The 13,232-nt window shown below is 73.9% G+C and carries 12 protein-coding genes; 5 read left to right on the top strand and 7 right to left on the bottom strand.

Features of this window, described 5'->3' with window-relative positions; translation table 11 throughout:
- Position 1 precedes the first annotated feature (1 nt).
- Positions 2-1,933 (bottom strand): replication-associated recombination protein A, encoded by a 1,932-nt coding sequence (locus tag BL253_RS17595; RefSeq protein ID WP_076818204.1) that lies wholly within the window; start codon positions 1,931-1,933, stop codon positions 2-4.
- Between the two features lie 133 nt (positions 1,934-2,066).
- On the bottom strand, positions 2,067-3,047 hold the full coding sequence (locus BL253_RS17590) for a PaaX family transcriptional regulator (RefSeq protein ID WP_076818203.1): 981 nt from the start codon (positions 3,045-3,047) through the stop codon (positions 2,067-2,069).
- Positions 3,048-3,271: 224 nt separating this feature from the next.
- On the opposite strand from BL253_RS17590, the gene BL253_RS17585 reads away from it, so the two are divergent.
- Entirely contained in the window at positions 3,272-4,909 is a 1,638-nt protein-coding gene (locus BL253_RS17585; protein ID WP_076818202.1) for a glutamate--tRNA ligase, read from the top strand.
- A gap of 134 nt (positions 4,910-5,043) precedes the next feature.
- Here the strand turns inward: BL253_RS17585 and BL253_RS17580 are convergent, their stop codons facing one another.
- The 3 genes from BL253_RS17580 to BL253_RS17570 all read right to left on the bottom strand — a co-directional run bounded on the left by BL253_RS17580 (position 5,044) and on the right by BL253_RS17570 (position 7,720).
- Complete coding sequence (locus BL253_RS17580; protein WP_241834886.1) at positions 5,044-5,388, bottom strand: MoaD/ThiS family protein; 345 nt, start codon at positions 5,386-5,388, stop codon at positions 5,044-5,046.
- Positions 5,389-5,408: 20 nt separating this feature from the next.
- Positions 5,409-6,500 carry a WD40/YVTN/BNR-like repeat-containing protein gene (locus BL253_RS17575; RefSeq protein WP_076818200.1) on the bottom strand — a complete coding sequence of 364 codons (1,092 nt, stop codon included), beginning with the start codon at positions 6,498-6,500 and terminating at the stop codon, positions 5,409-5,411.
- 197 nt (positions 6,501-6,697) lie between these two features.
- Positions 6,698-7,720, bottom strand: coding sequence for an LLM class F420-dependent oxidoreductase (locus BL253_RS17570; protein WP_081438409.1), 1,023 nt, complete (start codon positions 7,718-7,720; stop codon positions 6,698-6,700).
- 180 nt (positions 7,721-7,900) lie between these two features.
- Between BL253_RS17570 and BL253_RS17565 the strand changes: the two genes are divergently transcribed.
- From BL253_RS17565 to BL253_RS17555, 3 genes are all read left to right on the top strand, one after another.
- Positions 7,901-9,700 carry an acyl-CoA dehydrogenase gene (locus BL253_RS17565; protein WP_076818199.1) on the top strand — a complete coding sequence of 600 codons (1,800 nt, stop codon included), beginning with the start codon at positions 7,901-7,903 and terminating at the stop codon, positions 9,698-9,700.
- Positions 9,701-9,873: 173 nt separating this feature from the next.
- Positions 9,874-10,284, top strand: a complete 411-nt coding sequence (locus tag BL253_RS17560) for a YidH family protein (RefSeq protein WP_076818198.1) — start codon at positions 9,874-9,876, stop codon at positions 10,282-10,284.
- 28 nt (positions 10,285-10,312) lie between these two features.
- Positions 10,313-10,696, top strand: a complete 384-nt coding sequence (locus BL253_RS17555) for a DUF202 domain-containing protein (protein ID WP_241834885.1) — start codon at positions 10,313-10,315, stop codon at positions 10,694-10,696.
- Between the two features lie 44 nt (positions 10,697-10,740).
- On the opposite strand, the gene BL253_RS17550 is transcribed toward BL253_RS17555, so the two are convergent.
- Positions 10,741-11,514 (bottom strand): siderophore-interacting protein, encoded by a 774-nt coding sequence (locus BL253_RS17550; protein WP_076818197.1) that lies wholly within the window; start codon positions 11,512-11,514, stop codon positions 10,741-10,743.
- Positions 11,515-11,645: 131 nt separating this feature from the next.
- On the opposite strand from BL253_RS17550, the gene BL253_RS17545 reads away from it, so the two are divergent.
- On the top strand, positions 11,646-12,215 hold the full coding sequence (locus tag BL253_RS17545; RefSeq protein WP_076818196.1) for a helix-turn-helix domain-containing protein: 570 nt from the start codon (positions 11,646-11,648) through the stop codon (positions 12,213-12,215).
- A 66-nt stretch (positions 12,216-12,281) separates the two neighbouring features.
- Here BL253_RS17545 and BL253_RS17540 read toward each other — a convergent pair whose 3' ends face one another.
- Positions 12,282-13,046, bottom strand: a complete 765-nt coding sequence (locus BL253_RS17540) for a class I SAM-dependent methyltransferase (RefSeq protein WP_076818195.1) — start codon at positions 13,044-13,046, stop codon at positions 12,282-12,284.
- Between the last annotated feature and the right edge of the window lie 186 nt (positions 13,047-13,232).

Here is a 13,232-nt window from a genome sequence, read left to right as displayed (position 1 = left end):
GCTATGCGCCCTCACCGTGTGTGCCGCGCGCCACGGGCTGCCCGGCGCCGCCGGGTGTCGACGGCCTGGCGGTGCCGGCCGCCGGCGGCGCGCCGCCACGGACCACGGCGCGCAGCTCCTGGGCCCGGGCCGCGGCGCGGCGCTCGAAGCCGAGCTCGCCGGGGCGGAAGTAGTCGACGCCCACCAGCTCGTCCGGGGCGTACTGCTGGCCGACCGCGCCACCCGGGTAGTCGTGCGGGTAGCGGTAGCCGTCGCCGTGCCCGAGCCGGCGGGCGCCCTGGTAGTGCGAGTCACGCAGGTGGGCTGGCACCGCGCCGCCCCTGCCCGCCCGCACGTCGGCCGTCGCCGCGTCGATCGCGCGGATCACGGCGTTGGACTTGGGGGCGAGCGCGAGGTGGATCACGGCCTGCGCGAGCGCCAGGCGCGCCTCGGGCAACCCGATCATCTCCAGGGCCTGCGCCGCCGCCACGGCGACTCCGAGCGCGCCCGGGTCGGCCATCCCGATGTCCTCGCTCGCAAGGATGATCATGCGTCGGGCGATGAAACGCGGATCCTCCCCGGCCTCCAGCATCCGGGCCAGGTAGTGCAGCGCCGCGTCGGGGTCGCCGCCCCGCATCGACTTGATGAAGGCGCTGACGATGTCGTAGTGCTGGTCGCCGGCCCGGTCGTAGCGGACGGCGGCCCGGTCGACGGCGCGCTCGAGCAGCGCCAGGTCCACCGCGGCCGCGGGCTCGTCCTCCCCCGCCGCGATCTCCCCGGCCCGCCCGGCCTCCCGGGCTGGATCGGTGTCGCCGGCAGCGGGCTCTCCCGCCGCCGCGCCGTCCACCGCGCCCCGCGTCGACCCCGCTTCGGCCGGCGGCGCCCCCGTGGCCTCGACCGTCCCAGCCGCGGCCGTCCCGGCTCCATCCGTCCCAGCTCCGGCCGTCCCGGCTCCGGCCGCCTCGCCGCTGAGGGCCTCGTCACTGAGCGCGCCGCCGGCGGCGGCCTCGTCGCTGGCGGCGGCCGGCGCGCCGCCAGCCGGCGTGGCGGGCTCGCGGTACGCCGGGGCGTCCCCGCCGGCATCGGAGGCGGCCGGTGGTCGCGAGACCGGCTCCCGCCGGGGCGACGCCGGCCCGACGGCGGCCAGGGCCGCCTCGGCGCTCGCCTCCAGCGCGGTGAGCGCCCGCCGGGCGTCGCCACCCGCGAGCCGGACCAGGTGATCCAGCGCGTCCGCGGCGATGCGCACCCGGCCGCCGTAGCCGCGTGGGTCGACCAGCGCCCGGCGCACCAGGACACGGATGTCGTCGTCGGTGAGCGGGGTGAGGGTGAACAGCAGTGAGCGTGACAGCAGCGGCGCCACGACGGAGAACGAGGGGTTCTCGGTGGTCGCGGCGACCAGGGTGATCCAGCCGCGTTCCACCGCGGGCAGCAGCGCGTCCTGCTGGGTCCTCGTGAACCGGTGGACCTCGTCGATGAACAGCACCGTGCGAAGGTCCGCCGGCCGCGCCCCGTCGCCGGCCGGCGCGTCCGGGCCGAACAGGCGCGGCTCCCGCGCCGGCGCGCGCGACTGGCTGGACCGGCTGTTCGACAGCGCCTCCCGAGCCTCGTCGATCACCGCCCGGACGTCCTTCACGCCGGCCGTGACCGCCGACAGCTCGCGAAACCGCCGCCCGGTCGCCCGGGAGACGATGTGCGCCAGCGTCGTCTTGCCGGTGCCCGGTGGGCCCCACAGGACGACCGAGGTCGTCCCGCCGCCCTCGACCAGCCGGCGCAGCGGGCTGCCAGGGCCGAGCAGGTGGCGCTGGCCGACCAGCTCGTCGAGCCCGCGCGGGCGCAACCGGTCGGCCAGCGGCCCGGTCGGGGCCAACGGCGCGGCAGCCGCGGCGGGGCCGTCACCCGCGGCACCGGGGGGCTCGGCGTCGGCGGCCGGGGACACCGTGTCGAACAGGCTCACCCGCCAACCGTACGGCGATTAGGTGACGACGCGGACACGGATACCCGGGCCGGCGTCCAGAGGCTTGGCATGGCCCGGCGTCCAGCACCCGTGGTCAAGTCCCGTAAGGGGCCTGGGGCAGGGCCCACCCTGATCAGGGGCCGACGCGTTGGTAGCTGGCGAGGTGGGCGAGGTCGGGGGCGGTCTCGGCGATGACGTCGCGGAAGCGCGCGGCCGCGGGCGGGCCGAGGCCGTCGCAGATCTCGGCGAACAGGGTACGGGCGGCGCGGCGCGGCCAGCGCTCGGGCAGCAGGTCCAGCGGCAGGTCCGGGTCGAGACTGGGGAAACGCCGCCAGGTCGCGAGCAGGGCGGTCCGCGCGGACATCGCCTCGGCGCCGGTCACCAGGCCGGCCCGCGCGCGGTCACGCAGCGGGGTGTTGGTGGCGACGAAGTCCTCGTAGAGCTCGCGGAGCTCGGTCAGGTCCCAGGCGGCCATCGGCGGGCGCGGGTCGCTGCGGCGGGCGTCGAGGGTCGTCGTCAGAACCGTGGAGGCGAGCACGCCCAGCTCGGCGAACGCCCGCCGCGCGGCCTCCGCGACCGGGCGGGGGCTCACCCACATGCCGTCGTAGAGCGGGGCGAAGCCGAGCCAGCGCAGCCGGCCGCGCACCGCGTGCCGGACGTCGCGCAGGTCCTCGGGCAACGAGAAGGCCGCGACGGTCCACCGGCCGTCCCAGGGCTCGTGCCGCTCGCCGAAGGCCCGCAGCCGGTGCACGTTCTCCAGCACGACGGCGGACGCCTGGGCGGTCAGCCCGTAGTAGGTGTTGCGCCCGACGCGGGACGACTCCAGCACGCCGCGCCTGGCCAGCCGCGAGAGCGCCGCCCGCGCGCCGACCGTCGTCACGTCGAAGTCGGCGAGCAGCGCCACGAGGGYGGCCGACGGCAGGTGCTCGGGCCGGCCGTGCCAGTAGTCACCGAGCAGGCTGGTGAGCAGCCGCTGCGGATGCGACCCCTCCTGCGAACGCGGCAGGTCGACCTCGGCCTGCCCTGGCAGGGCGCGCAGGGCCGGCCGCCGCTGGGGAACGAGCGGACTCCCAGGCAGCTGATCCGGCCCGGTCGTCCGGCGGGGCGACGTCACAAAGGGGAAGTTTACGAGCGGTCGGCACCAACCCGGGAGGATCTTGAAAGTTACGATCGGCCGATCAGCCGCCCTCCGGTGGGCGTGGGCCAGGCGGAAGCGGACCTTCTCGATAGGCTTGGCCGATCGAGAAGGCACCCCGGCGCGACGATGGCGAAGTCTCGCGGACCCGGAGGTCGTTTCAGGTAGTTCAGCGTTTTCCGTGCTCCGTGGAGGTATCCGTCATGCTCGACCGGGACGAGATCGACGCCCTGTTCCCGACGGATCTGCCGGAGCCGGAGCACTGGGAGCGGCAGTACCCGCCGCGGGACCTGCCGCCGGACGCGATGGTGACCAGGCTCGGCCCGAGCCCGACCGGCTTCGCGCACCTGGGCGGCGTGTACGTCGCGATGCTGGACAAGGACCTCGCCCGGCAGTCCGGTGGCGTGTACTTCATCCGGGTGGAGGACACCGACGCCGCCAGGACCGTCGAAGGCGCCACCGCACAGTTCGACGCGGCCTTCGGCTACTTCGGCGTGACCGCGGACGAGACCGAGGAGAACGGCGCCTACGGCCCTTACACCCAGTCGGCGCGGGAGCGGATCTACCTCAGCTACGCCCGGCAGTTCCTGCGCGACGGCCTGGCCTACCCCTGCTTCGCGACCAGGGAGGAGCTCAGCGCCGCCGCCGACGAGCAGCGCGCGGCGAAGGTGCCCACCGGCTACTACGGCCGCTGGGCCCCCTGGCGCGAGGCCCCCGCCGAGCGGGTTCGCGAGGCGCTCGCCGCGGGCCGGCCATACGTGATCCGGTTCCGCTCCCCCGGCGGCGGCCGAGCCAGGTTCACCGACCTGGTGCGCGGCGAGCTGTCGGCGGACGCCAACCGCAACGACGTCGTCATCCTGAAGAGCTCCGAGAGCCCGGTGCGGCTGCCGACCTACCACTTCGCGCATGTGGTGGACGACCACCTGATGCGGGTCACCCACGTGATCCGCGGCGACGAGTGGCTCTCGTCGGTCCCGGTGCACCTGCAGCTGTTCGCCGCCGCCGGGTTCGAGCCCGTCGCGTACGCGCACATCGCCCCGCTGCTGAAGCAGGACGGCTCGGCGAGGCGGAAGCTCTCCAAGCGCAAGGACCCCGAGGCCTCGGTCGAGTTCTTCATCAGCGCCGGCTACCCGGCACCGGCCGTCCTCTACTACCTGCGCGGGCTGATCAACGGGCGACTGGCCGAGCTGCCCCTGGAGCAGGCGCTGCGCGAGCCGCTGCGGCTGTCCGAGGCGGGCGTCTCCGGGGCGCTGGTGGACCTGGTCAAGCTCGAGGACATCTCCGCCGACCACGTCGCGACCATCCCGAGCCCGGTGATCCTCGACGACGTCCTCGCCTGGGCCGACGCCTACGACACCGAGCTCGCGGCGGCCGCACGCGCCGAGCCCGAGCTCGCGGTGCGGGCGCTCGACATCGAGCGGACCGGCGTCGACAACCCGCGCAAGGACCTGCGCAAGTGGTCGGACTTCCGCCCGGTCTACGGCTACTTCTTCACCGGCCTCTTCGAGCCGGTGACGGACCCGGCCGACAGCCGGCTCGGCGGCCTGCCGGCCGACGTGGTCCGCGCGCTGTGCACCGGCTTCCTGCGCGACTACCAGGACCTGACCGACGGTGACGCCTGGTTCAACCAGATCCGTGCCGCGGCCGCCGACAACGGGTTCGCGGCGAGCCCGAAGGAGTACAAGGCCGACAGGGACGCGTTCCACGGCTCGATCCGGGAGGCGTCGCAGGTCATCCGCGTCCTGCTCACCGGCTCGACCCGCAGCCCGGCCCTGCACCTGGTCGCGAACGCCCTCGGCGAGCCCGAGACCCGCCGCCGTATCGAGGCGATCCTCGCCTGACCAGCCACGGGTCCGGTCTCGTCACCAGCCACCAGCCTGGTCTCGTCCTGTCATGCGCTGTGGGGCGAACCCGCGTTCTCTTCGCCCCACGGTGTCTGCCGGGATTGCCCACAACGTATGACCGGACTGCCGGGTCAGCCGCCGGCGATGGACGGGATCACCTGGATCTCGGCGCCGTCGCGCAGCGTGGTGTCCGCGCCGGCGAGGCGGCGGCATTCCTCTCCGTCCACGAACAGGTTCACGTAGCGGCGCAGCGCGCCGCGCTCGTCGCGCAGGCGCCGCTCCAGCGCGGGATGGCGGGCGGCGACGACGTCGAGCGCGGCGGCGAGCGTCGCCCCGGCCGCCGGCAGGTCAAGCTCCACCTCGCGCGCGCCGCCCGCGTGCTGGCGCAGCACCCCGGGCACCAGCACCGTCACCCGCATGGCCGACCCCCTCGTGCTTCCCGAACGGAGGCCGCCGGAGGTACGAAGGAAGTCCATTTTCGCATCTCCTCTGGCCTTCAGACCACGGCCGCGCGGACGCAGGTGACGTCGGGCAGGTGGGCCGCGACCTGGGCCCAGCTTTCACCCTCGTCCCGGCTGGCGTAGACCTCGCCGGTGCGGGAGCCGAAGTAGACCCCGGCCGGGTCGGCGTCGTCGGAGCACATCGAGTCGCGCAGCACGGCCGTCCAGAAGCCCTCGTCGGGCAGGCCGGCGGTGCGCGCCTCCCAGGACGCGCCCGCGTCCTCGCTGCGGTACACCCGGCAGCGGCCGTCCGGTGGGAAACGCTCGCTGTCGGCCTTCAGCGGGAAGGTGTAGATGACGTCTCGCCGGCTCGGGTGGGCCACCATGGCGAACCCGAAGTCGCTGGGCAGGCCATCCGCGATCGAGACCCAGCTGTCGGCGCCGTCGTCGCTGCGGTAGACACCTCCATGGTTCTGCGCGTACAGCCGCGCGGGCCGCGCCGGGCAGGAAGCGACCTTGTGGACGCACTGGCCGAACTCGGGATATGGGTCGGGGAGATAACCCGCCTTGATCCCCCTGTTCGCCGCCGACCAGTTCTCGCCGCCGTCGAATGTGCGGTAGACGCCGCCCGACGACATCGCCACGGTGATCCGCCTGTGGTCGACCGGGTCGGGAAGCACGGTATGGATCGCCTGGCCGCCGTAGCCGGGTTGCCAGTCCGGGCGGTGCGGGTGGTCCCACAGCCCCTGGACCAGCTCGAAGCCGCGCCCGCCGTCCGCCGAGCGGAACAGCGCCGACGGCTCGACGCCGGCGTAGACGACGTCGGGCTCGTCGGTGGGCCCCGGCGTGATCTGCCAGACGCGCCGCAGCGCCGCGCCGGTGCCCGTGGGGAACGCGATCGGCGCGGTCGCCGGCTCCCGCCAGCTCGCCCCCAGGTCGTCGCTGATCGCCACGTTCGGCCCGAACCACTCGCTCGACAGCCCGACGAGCACCCGGGGCACCGGGCCGCGGGTGTCGATCGCCGCCGAGTACACCTCGACCATCGGGTGGTGCGGGCCGGTGACCTCCCAGCTCGCCCGCCCGTCCCGGCTGCGCGCCAGCCACAGCCCCTTGCGCGTACCGATCACCAGCAGCACCGTCGCCGCCATCAGACCTCCCGGAGTTCCACGGTCACGTCGAGCCGTGGCCGGCATGTGGCCGGCCCTCGACAGAGACCGACTCCCGGATCACGCCAGACTCATCGCCCGCTCCGGCAGAGTCACGTCCCGCTCCGGCGGAGTCACGAAAACGCCCACCGGGTCCGCGAACATCGGCTTCTGGATCTGCCGGACAGCCACCGCGTGAGTCAGCCCTCCGCGCCCGGCGCGAGGCCGGCGAGGAGCTTGGAGATGTCCGGGCCGTCGTTGAGAAGGGCGATGACGGGGGTCGTCACGCCGTGCTCGACGTAGCGGCGGACGCCCGCCCGGCACTCCTCCAGCGAGCCATGGACGCCGAGCTCGTCGACGACCTCGTCGGGGATGGCCCGCAGGGCGCCGGCGCGGTCGCCACCGGCCCAGGCGTCCCACAGGCCTTGCAGCACCGGCCCGCGGCCGAGCCACTCGTGGAAGGCGCGGTACACCGGCACGGTCAGGTAGGCGGCGATCTGACGGCGCAGCACCTGGCGGGCGACCACCGGGTCCTCCTCGACGAGCACGAAGAGGCGCAGCGCGATCTCCGCGTCGGGATTGTGCTCCCGCACGTAGGGGATCACACGGTCGCAGTCCTCGGGGGACAGCCAGTTGAGGATCGCGCCGTCGGCCTCCCGGCCCGCGAGGCCGAGCATCCGCGGGCGCAGGGCCGCGACCAGGAGGGGGRCGGGCACGGGCGGGACGACGCCGAGCCGGAAGCCCTTGACCGTGAACGACGGGTACGTCTCGGTGATCTTCTCGCCGGCGAGCGCGCGGCGCAGGAAGCGGACCGTGTCGAGCATCCGCTGGTAGGGCTTCTCGAACGGGATCGAGTTCCAGTTCTGGACGATGACGTCCGACGACGTGCCGAGGCCCAGCACGAACCGCCCCTCGGCCGCCGACGACAGGGTCGCGGCCGTCTGCGCGAGCAGGGCCGGGCCGCGGGTATACGCGGGCAGGATCGCGGTGCCCAGGCGCAGCCGCCGCTCCGTCGCGCCGAGCGCGAGTGGCACGACCCCGTCGCCGCCGGTCGCCTCGGCGGACCAGATGTCCGTGTAGCCGAGATCGGCGAGCTCGGCGTAGCGGGCCGGGTGCTCGGCCAGCGGCACCCCGGTGAGCGGCACGGTGATGCCCCACCGCTCATCCGTCGCCGGTCGGGCGGTTGGCTCGGACAGCGCGTCGGCGCGCGGGTCGGAGGTCACGGACCCGAAGTATGCGACACAATTCTCTGGTTCGCTCCGTCCGGGCGGCGCGCTACGGCGACCTCCGCACCCGCACGGTCACCTGCCGCCGTGACGTCACCGATCCAAGAGCGGGCCCCGCCCGTGGCCGGCGGCCGCAAACGAGGGCGCCGGATTTGGATACTGGTTACGGTTACCGTCATGGCCGAGTCTGTGTTGTTGTCGCGGCGGAATCTGGACTTCCTGCTGTACGAATGGCTGGACGTGACGGCGCTTACCAGTCGCGCGCGGTTCGCCGAGCACACGCGGGAGACATTCGACGCGGTTCTCGACCTCGCCGAGCAGGTCGCGACGGAGCACTTCCACCCGCATCTGCGGACGGCCGACACGCACKAGCCGACGTTCGACGGCGAGCGGGTCTCGATGATCCCGCAGGTCGGCGCGGCCCTGGAGGTACTGGCCAAGACAGGCCTGACGGCAGCCACCTTCGACGCGGAGCTCGGCGGGGCGCAGCTGCCCGACGTGGTCGCGAGCGCCTGCTTCGCCTGGTTCCAGGCGGCGAACATCTCGACGTTCGCCTACCCGTTCCTGTCCATCGGCAACTCGAACCTGCTCGTCACCCACGGCACGCCCGAGCAGGTCGACCGCTACGTCCGCCCACAGCTGGAAGGGCGCTTCTTCGGCACGATGTGCCTGTCCGAACCACAGGCCGGCTCGTCGCTGTCGGATGTCACCACCCGGGCCGAGCCGCGCTCCGACGGCGCCTACCGGCTGTTCGGCAACAAGATGTGGATCTCCGGCGGCGACCATGAGCTGACCGAGAACATCGTCCACCTGGTGCTGGCGAAGATTCCCGGCGGCCCGGCGGGCGTGAAGGGCATCAGCCTTTTCATCGTCCCGAAGTTCCTCGTCGACGAGGATGGTTCGCTCGGCGAGCGCAACGACGTCACGCTCGCGGGCCTCAACCACAAGCTGGGGTACCGCGGCACCACGAACACGCTGCTGAACTTCGGCGAGGGCCGGCACCGGCCGGGTGGGGAGCCCGGCGCCGTCGGTTACCTGGTCGGCGAGCCCCACAAGGGGCTTTCGTACATGTTCACGATGATGAACTCCGCCCGCGTGCATGTCGGCGCGGGGGCGATGGCCCTCGGTTATACCGGCTACCTGAAGTCGCTGAAATACGCGAAGGAACGCCCGCAGGGCCGCCCGCCGGCCGGTAAGGACCCCCGCGCGCCCCAGGTCCCGATCGTCCGGCACGCCGACGTCCGGCGGATGCTGCTCGCGCAGAAGTCGTACGTCGAGGGGGCCCTCGCGCTCGTCCTCTACGCCGGCAAGCTGCTGGACGACGAGCGCACCGCGCCCACCCAGGCCGAACGCGACCAGGCGCACCTGCTGCTCGACACGCTCACCCCGGTCGTGAAGAGCTGGCCGTCACAGTGGTGCCTGGAGGCGAACAGCCTCGCCATCCAGGTCCACGGCGGCTATGGCTACACCCGCGAGTACGACGTGGAGCTGCATTTCCGCGACAACCGGCTGAACCCGATCCACGAGGGCACGCACGGCATCCAGGCCCTCGACCTGCTCGGCCGCAAGGTCACCATCGGCGGCGGCGCGGGCCTGGCCGCGCTGGTCGGGACGATGCGCACGACCGTCACCGCCGCGACGGCCGCCGGCGGCGAGCTCGCGGCTCTCGGCGCCCAGCTGTCCGCCGCCCTCGACCGCGTCGTCGAGGTCACCGGTCTGCTGCACGGCGCCGGCGACCCGGACGTCACGCTCGCGAACGCGACGGTCTACCTGGAGGCCGTGGGGCACATCGTCGTGGCGTGGATGTGGCTCGCGCAGATGCTCGCCGCCGCGGGCAAGGACGGCCCGTTCTACGACGGCAAGCGCCAGGCCGCCCGGTTCTTCTTCCGCTACGAGCTGCCGAGGACCGGCCCCCAGCTCGACCTGCTCGCGAGCCTGGACCGCACCACCCTCGGCACGGACCCGTCCTGGCTCTGAGCCGTGGTCCCGCCTGGACACGGTCGCGCCGGGTGCGCCGGGCCCGCTGGGTACGCCGTTCACACTGGGGTGCCCAAAATGAACAATCAGGGTACGATGCATCGATTTCCACACCTGGTCGACTAACAATGTCCGCCATTCCTGGCCCCGTCGGGGGCGGTTAGGTTGGCGGCATGGAGTGGCTGCGTCGGCTGCGGCACCAGTGGCGTGACCGAGGGCAGGCGCCGGTACGCACGGTGGGCACGGAGCCGGACTATCGGTTCAGCCTGGCCAACGAGCGCACCTTCCTCGCCTGGATCCGCACGGCTCTGGCTCTGCTGGCCGGCGGCGTCGCGGTGGTACAGCTCGTACCGAGCTTCTACATCGGCTGGGCGCGCCACCTGCTCGGAATCACGCTCATCGTGATCGCGATCGCGATCGCGGCGACCAGCTATGCCCGCTGGGAACGCCGGGAGCGGGCGATCCGGCTCGGCGCGCCGCTGCCCCCGTCGCGGCTGCCCCTGCTCACCGGCGCCGGGATCACCGTCGTCATGATCTTCGCGCTCGCCTTCGTCATCGTCGACGTCGCCCGCGGCCACCGGTGACGCGTGCTCCGACGGCCGGGAGACGCCGGTGAGCGGCCCTGGCGGCGCGGGCAGCCCCGGCGGCGCGGGCAGCCCCGGCGGCGCGGCGCCGCACCCCACCGAGCCGCTGGACGCGGGCATGCAGTCCGAACGCACCTACCTGTCCTGGCAGCGCACCGGACTCGGATTCGCCGCCATTGGCGCCCTGCTGTTGCGCAGGGCGTTCGACGGCCACCTCGTGCTCGCCGCCCCAGGCCTGCTCACCCTGCTGGCCGCAGCCCTGCTGACCGCCCGTGCCCAGCTGCGCTATCGGACGATGGTCGCCGCCATCCGCCTGAACCGCTCCCCCGCCGACCGCCGCGCCGTCACCGCCACCGCGGCCCTCGCCACCGCGCTCTGCCTGACCGGCCTGGCCGTCATCCTCCTGCTCTGATGACCAGCCCGGCCGGCCCGGCGCGGGCTCAGCCGTGCTCGGGCCTAGTCCATGCCGCGGCGGCCCGGGGTCCAGAACGGGTGGGTGAGGACGGCGCGGCGCGGCCAGCCGCGGTCCTCGACGAGGTGACGGCGGACGGCCTGGATGGTGCGCGCCTCGCCGGCGACGTAGGCGACGCCTGGCTCGGCGGGCAGCGTGAGCGCGGCGAGGGCCGCGGGCAGGCGCGGCGAGTCGGCGGCCGGCTCGCCCTCGCGATGGACGAGGGTCAGCTCGTCGCCGCGCGCGAGCGGGAGCGCGTCGTCAGGGTGGTCGTACTCGATCGCGCCGAAGACCCGCGCGGTCGCCGGCAGGGCGCGCAGGATCGCGCCGAACGCGACCGCGGCGGTGTCGTCGCCGGCGAACACGTGGTACGCGGCGTCCGGCTGGGCCACCAGGTGGCCCTCCGGCCCCTTGACCAGCACGGCCCGACCCGGCGCGGCCTCGCGCGCCCAGCGAGCGCCGGGGGCGTCGCCGCCGTGGTCGTAGAGGGCCAGGTCGAGCCGGCCGTCTGGGTGGAAGTCCCAGACGGAGTAGGTGCGCTTGAGGTCAAGCGGGTTGCGCAGCCAGGTGCCCGGCGCGGACGGGTCCGCGAGCACCATGCTGACGTGCTGGCCCGGCGTCCAGGCGACCCCGGCGAGCGCCGGGCCGGCGAGCCGGACCAGGCGGGTACGCGCCGCCAGCTGTTCCACGCCGGTCACCTCGGCCCGCCGCAGGACCCGGCCCAGCGGGTTGCGCGACCGTCGCGCCCGTCCCGTGGGCACGGCGTCTGTCGTCTCCATGTCTTTCCTCCGGAGCGCTCGATCTCGGTCGGCTCTACCGATTCCTACCGCAGATAGCTATACGATAGCTAGCACCCGATCCAAGCCACGGCCGGCCCGCCTCACGCGGGCCGCCACCTACGGAGGTCGTGATGACTCCTTCCGAGCCGACCAGAGCCGTCTACGTCCGCATGCCGGACAAGCTCGCGCAGAAGCTGGACAAGGCGGCCGAGCGCTTCGGCGTCAGCAAGCGCGACCTCCTGGCCACCCTTGTCTCCGACCACCTCGACGTCGAGGGGGACGAGCTCGTCTTCCGTCCGCATGGGCGGGGGCCCGGCGGGAAGCGGACGGGCGAGCGCCCGGACGGCGAGGGAGCCGGCGACCGGCCGCACGACGAGTCCGCCACCTCGTCCCGCGGCGCACGGCCCGGTGACTTCTGGAAGAAGCGCGCGGCCGATGCCTGGGGCGCGGGGACCGCCGCCGGCGGGGCGAGGACGGAGGAGGACAGGGCCGAGCCGTCCGCGCCGACGCCGGCGGCCCCGGTCAGCGAGGTCCTGACGCTCGAGGAGGCCGCCGAGCTGCTGCGCGTCTCGGTCGACGACGTCCGCGCCCTGGTCGAGTCCGGCGACCTCCCCGCCCGCCGGATCGGCGAGACCTGGCGGCTCACCCGCACCGCCGTCCTCACCTGGCTCGGCACCGAGACCCGGACCGAGTCGGGCTGAGGTTCCGGCACACCGAGGTGCCGACGTCCGAGGTTTCCGGCGGCCTGAGGTTCCCGGCGCGGCCGTCTACGGGTGCGCGGTGACGAGACGCAGCGAGCCGACGAGGGCCGGCTGGTAGCGCAGGGCCGCGTGGCGGCGGTCCCAGGCGCCGGAGACGAGGTCGGCGCGCAGGCGGTCGACGGCGCGGACGGCCGTGGCGGATCCGATGTGGCCCCAGGCGGACTGGGCTTTGCGGATCGTCGGGTCGAGCAGGCATTCGGGGCGTCCGTAGAAGGCCTCCACGAAGCCGTCGACGCAGTCGGCGGGTATCGGCACCGGCGTGACGGTGACGGTCCCGCCGAGCGCCGCCTGGACCCGCTCGATCGAGGGCATGCGCCGGCTTTCGAAGGCGATCAGCTCCGGGGCGTAGTCGGCGATCCAGTGCGGCCCGAGCACCTCCGGGTCGAAGGTGAGGACGACGACCGGGCCACGGGTGACCCGGCGCAGCTCGCCCAGCCCGCGCTCCAGGTCGGACCAGTGGTGGACGGTGACCGTCGCCATCGCCGCGTCGAACGCGTCGTCGGGGAACGGCAGTGCCTCGGCGACCGCGCCGATGGCGGGAGCGAGCCCGGCCGGCCGCTGCGCCCGCAGCCGGGCCGACGGCTCGACCGCGACCACCCGCCGGTCGCGGGGCTCATAGGAGCCGGCCCCGGCGCCGACGTTGACGACCGTGCGGGCGCACCCGAGCGCGGCGTGGACATACGCCGCGATCCTCGGGTCCGTGCGCCGGCGCAGCGCGTAGCCGCCGCCATGGGTGTTGTAGTTGAAGTCGCCGGCTGGCGGCCCGGTCACGCGGAGTCTCCTGACGTCGGCCCAGGGTGCGCGCCGCGAGGTCCACGCGCGGCATCCCCGAGCGGTGCGGGCGGGTAGGCGTCTTCGAGTCCACGACACCTCGCCCGTGACGTCCACGGAATTTCCGCCGGCCTGAGCTTCGCACGCCGGCCCGGCCCCTCGGCGCCGCGGTGCGCGACCTGCCCG

Source organism: Pseudofrankia asymbiotica (genome assembly GCF_001983105.1).
Taxonomy (GTDB): Bacteria; Actinomycetota; Actinomycetes; order Frankiales; family Frankiaceae; genus Pseudofrankia; species Pseudofrankia asymbiotica.
Note: the sequence above shows the minus strand (reverse complement) of the source record. Positions and strands in the feature narration are given on the sequence as shown.

Coding starts and splice junctions, on each gene's coding strand:
- BL253_RS17585 (WP_076818202.1), top strand. CDS start 3,272: ATGCTCGACCGGGACGAGATCGACGCCCTGTTCCCGACGGATCTGCCG.
- BL253_RS17580 (WP_241834886.1), bottom strand. CDS start 5,388: ATGGACTTCCTTCGTACCTCCGGCGGCCTCCGTTCGGGAAGCACGAGG.
- BL253_RS17575 (WP_076818200.1), bottom strand. CDS start 6,500: ATGGCGGCGACGGTGCTGCTGGTGATCGGTACGCGCAAGGGGCTGTGG.
- BL253_RS17560 (WP_076818198.1), top strand. CDS start 9,874: ATGGAGTGGCTGCGTCGGCTGCGGCACCAGTGGCGTGACCGAGGGCAG.
- BL253_RS17550 (WP_076818197.1), bottom strand. CDS start 11,514: ATGGAGACGACAGACGCCGTGCCCACGGGACGGGCGCGACGGTCGCGC.
- BL253_RS17545 (WP_076818196.1), top strand. CDS start 11,646: ATGACTCCTTCCGAGCCGACCAGAGCCGTCTACGTCCGCATGCCGGAC.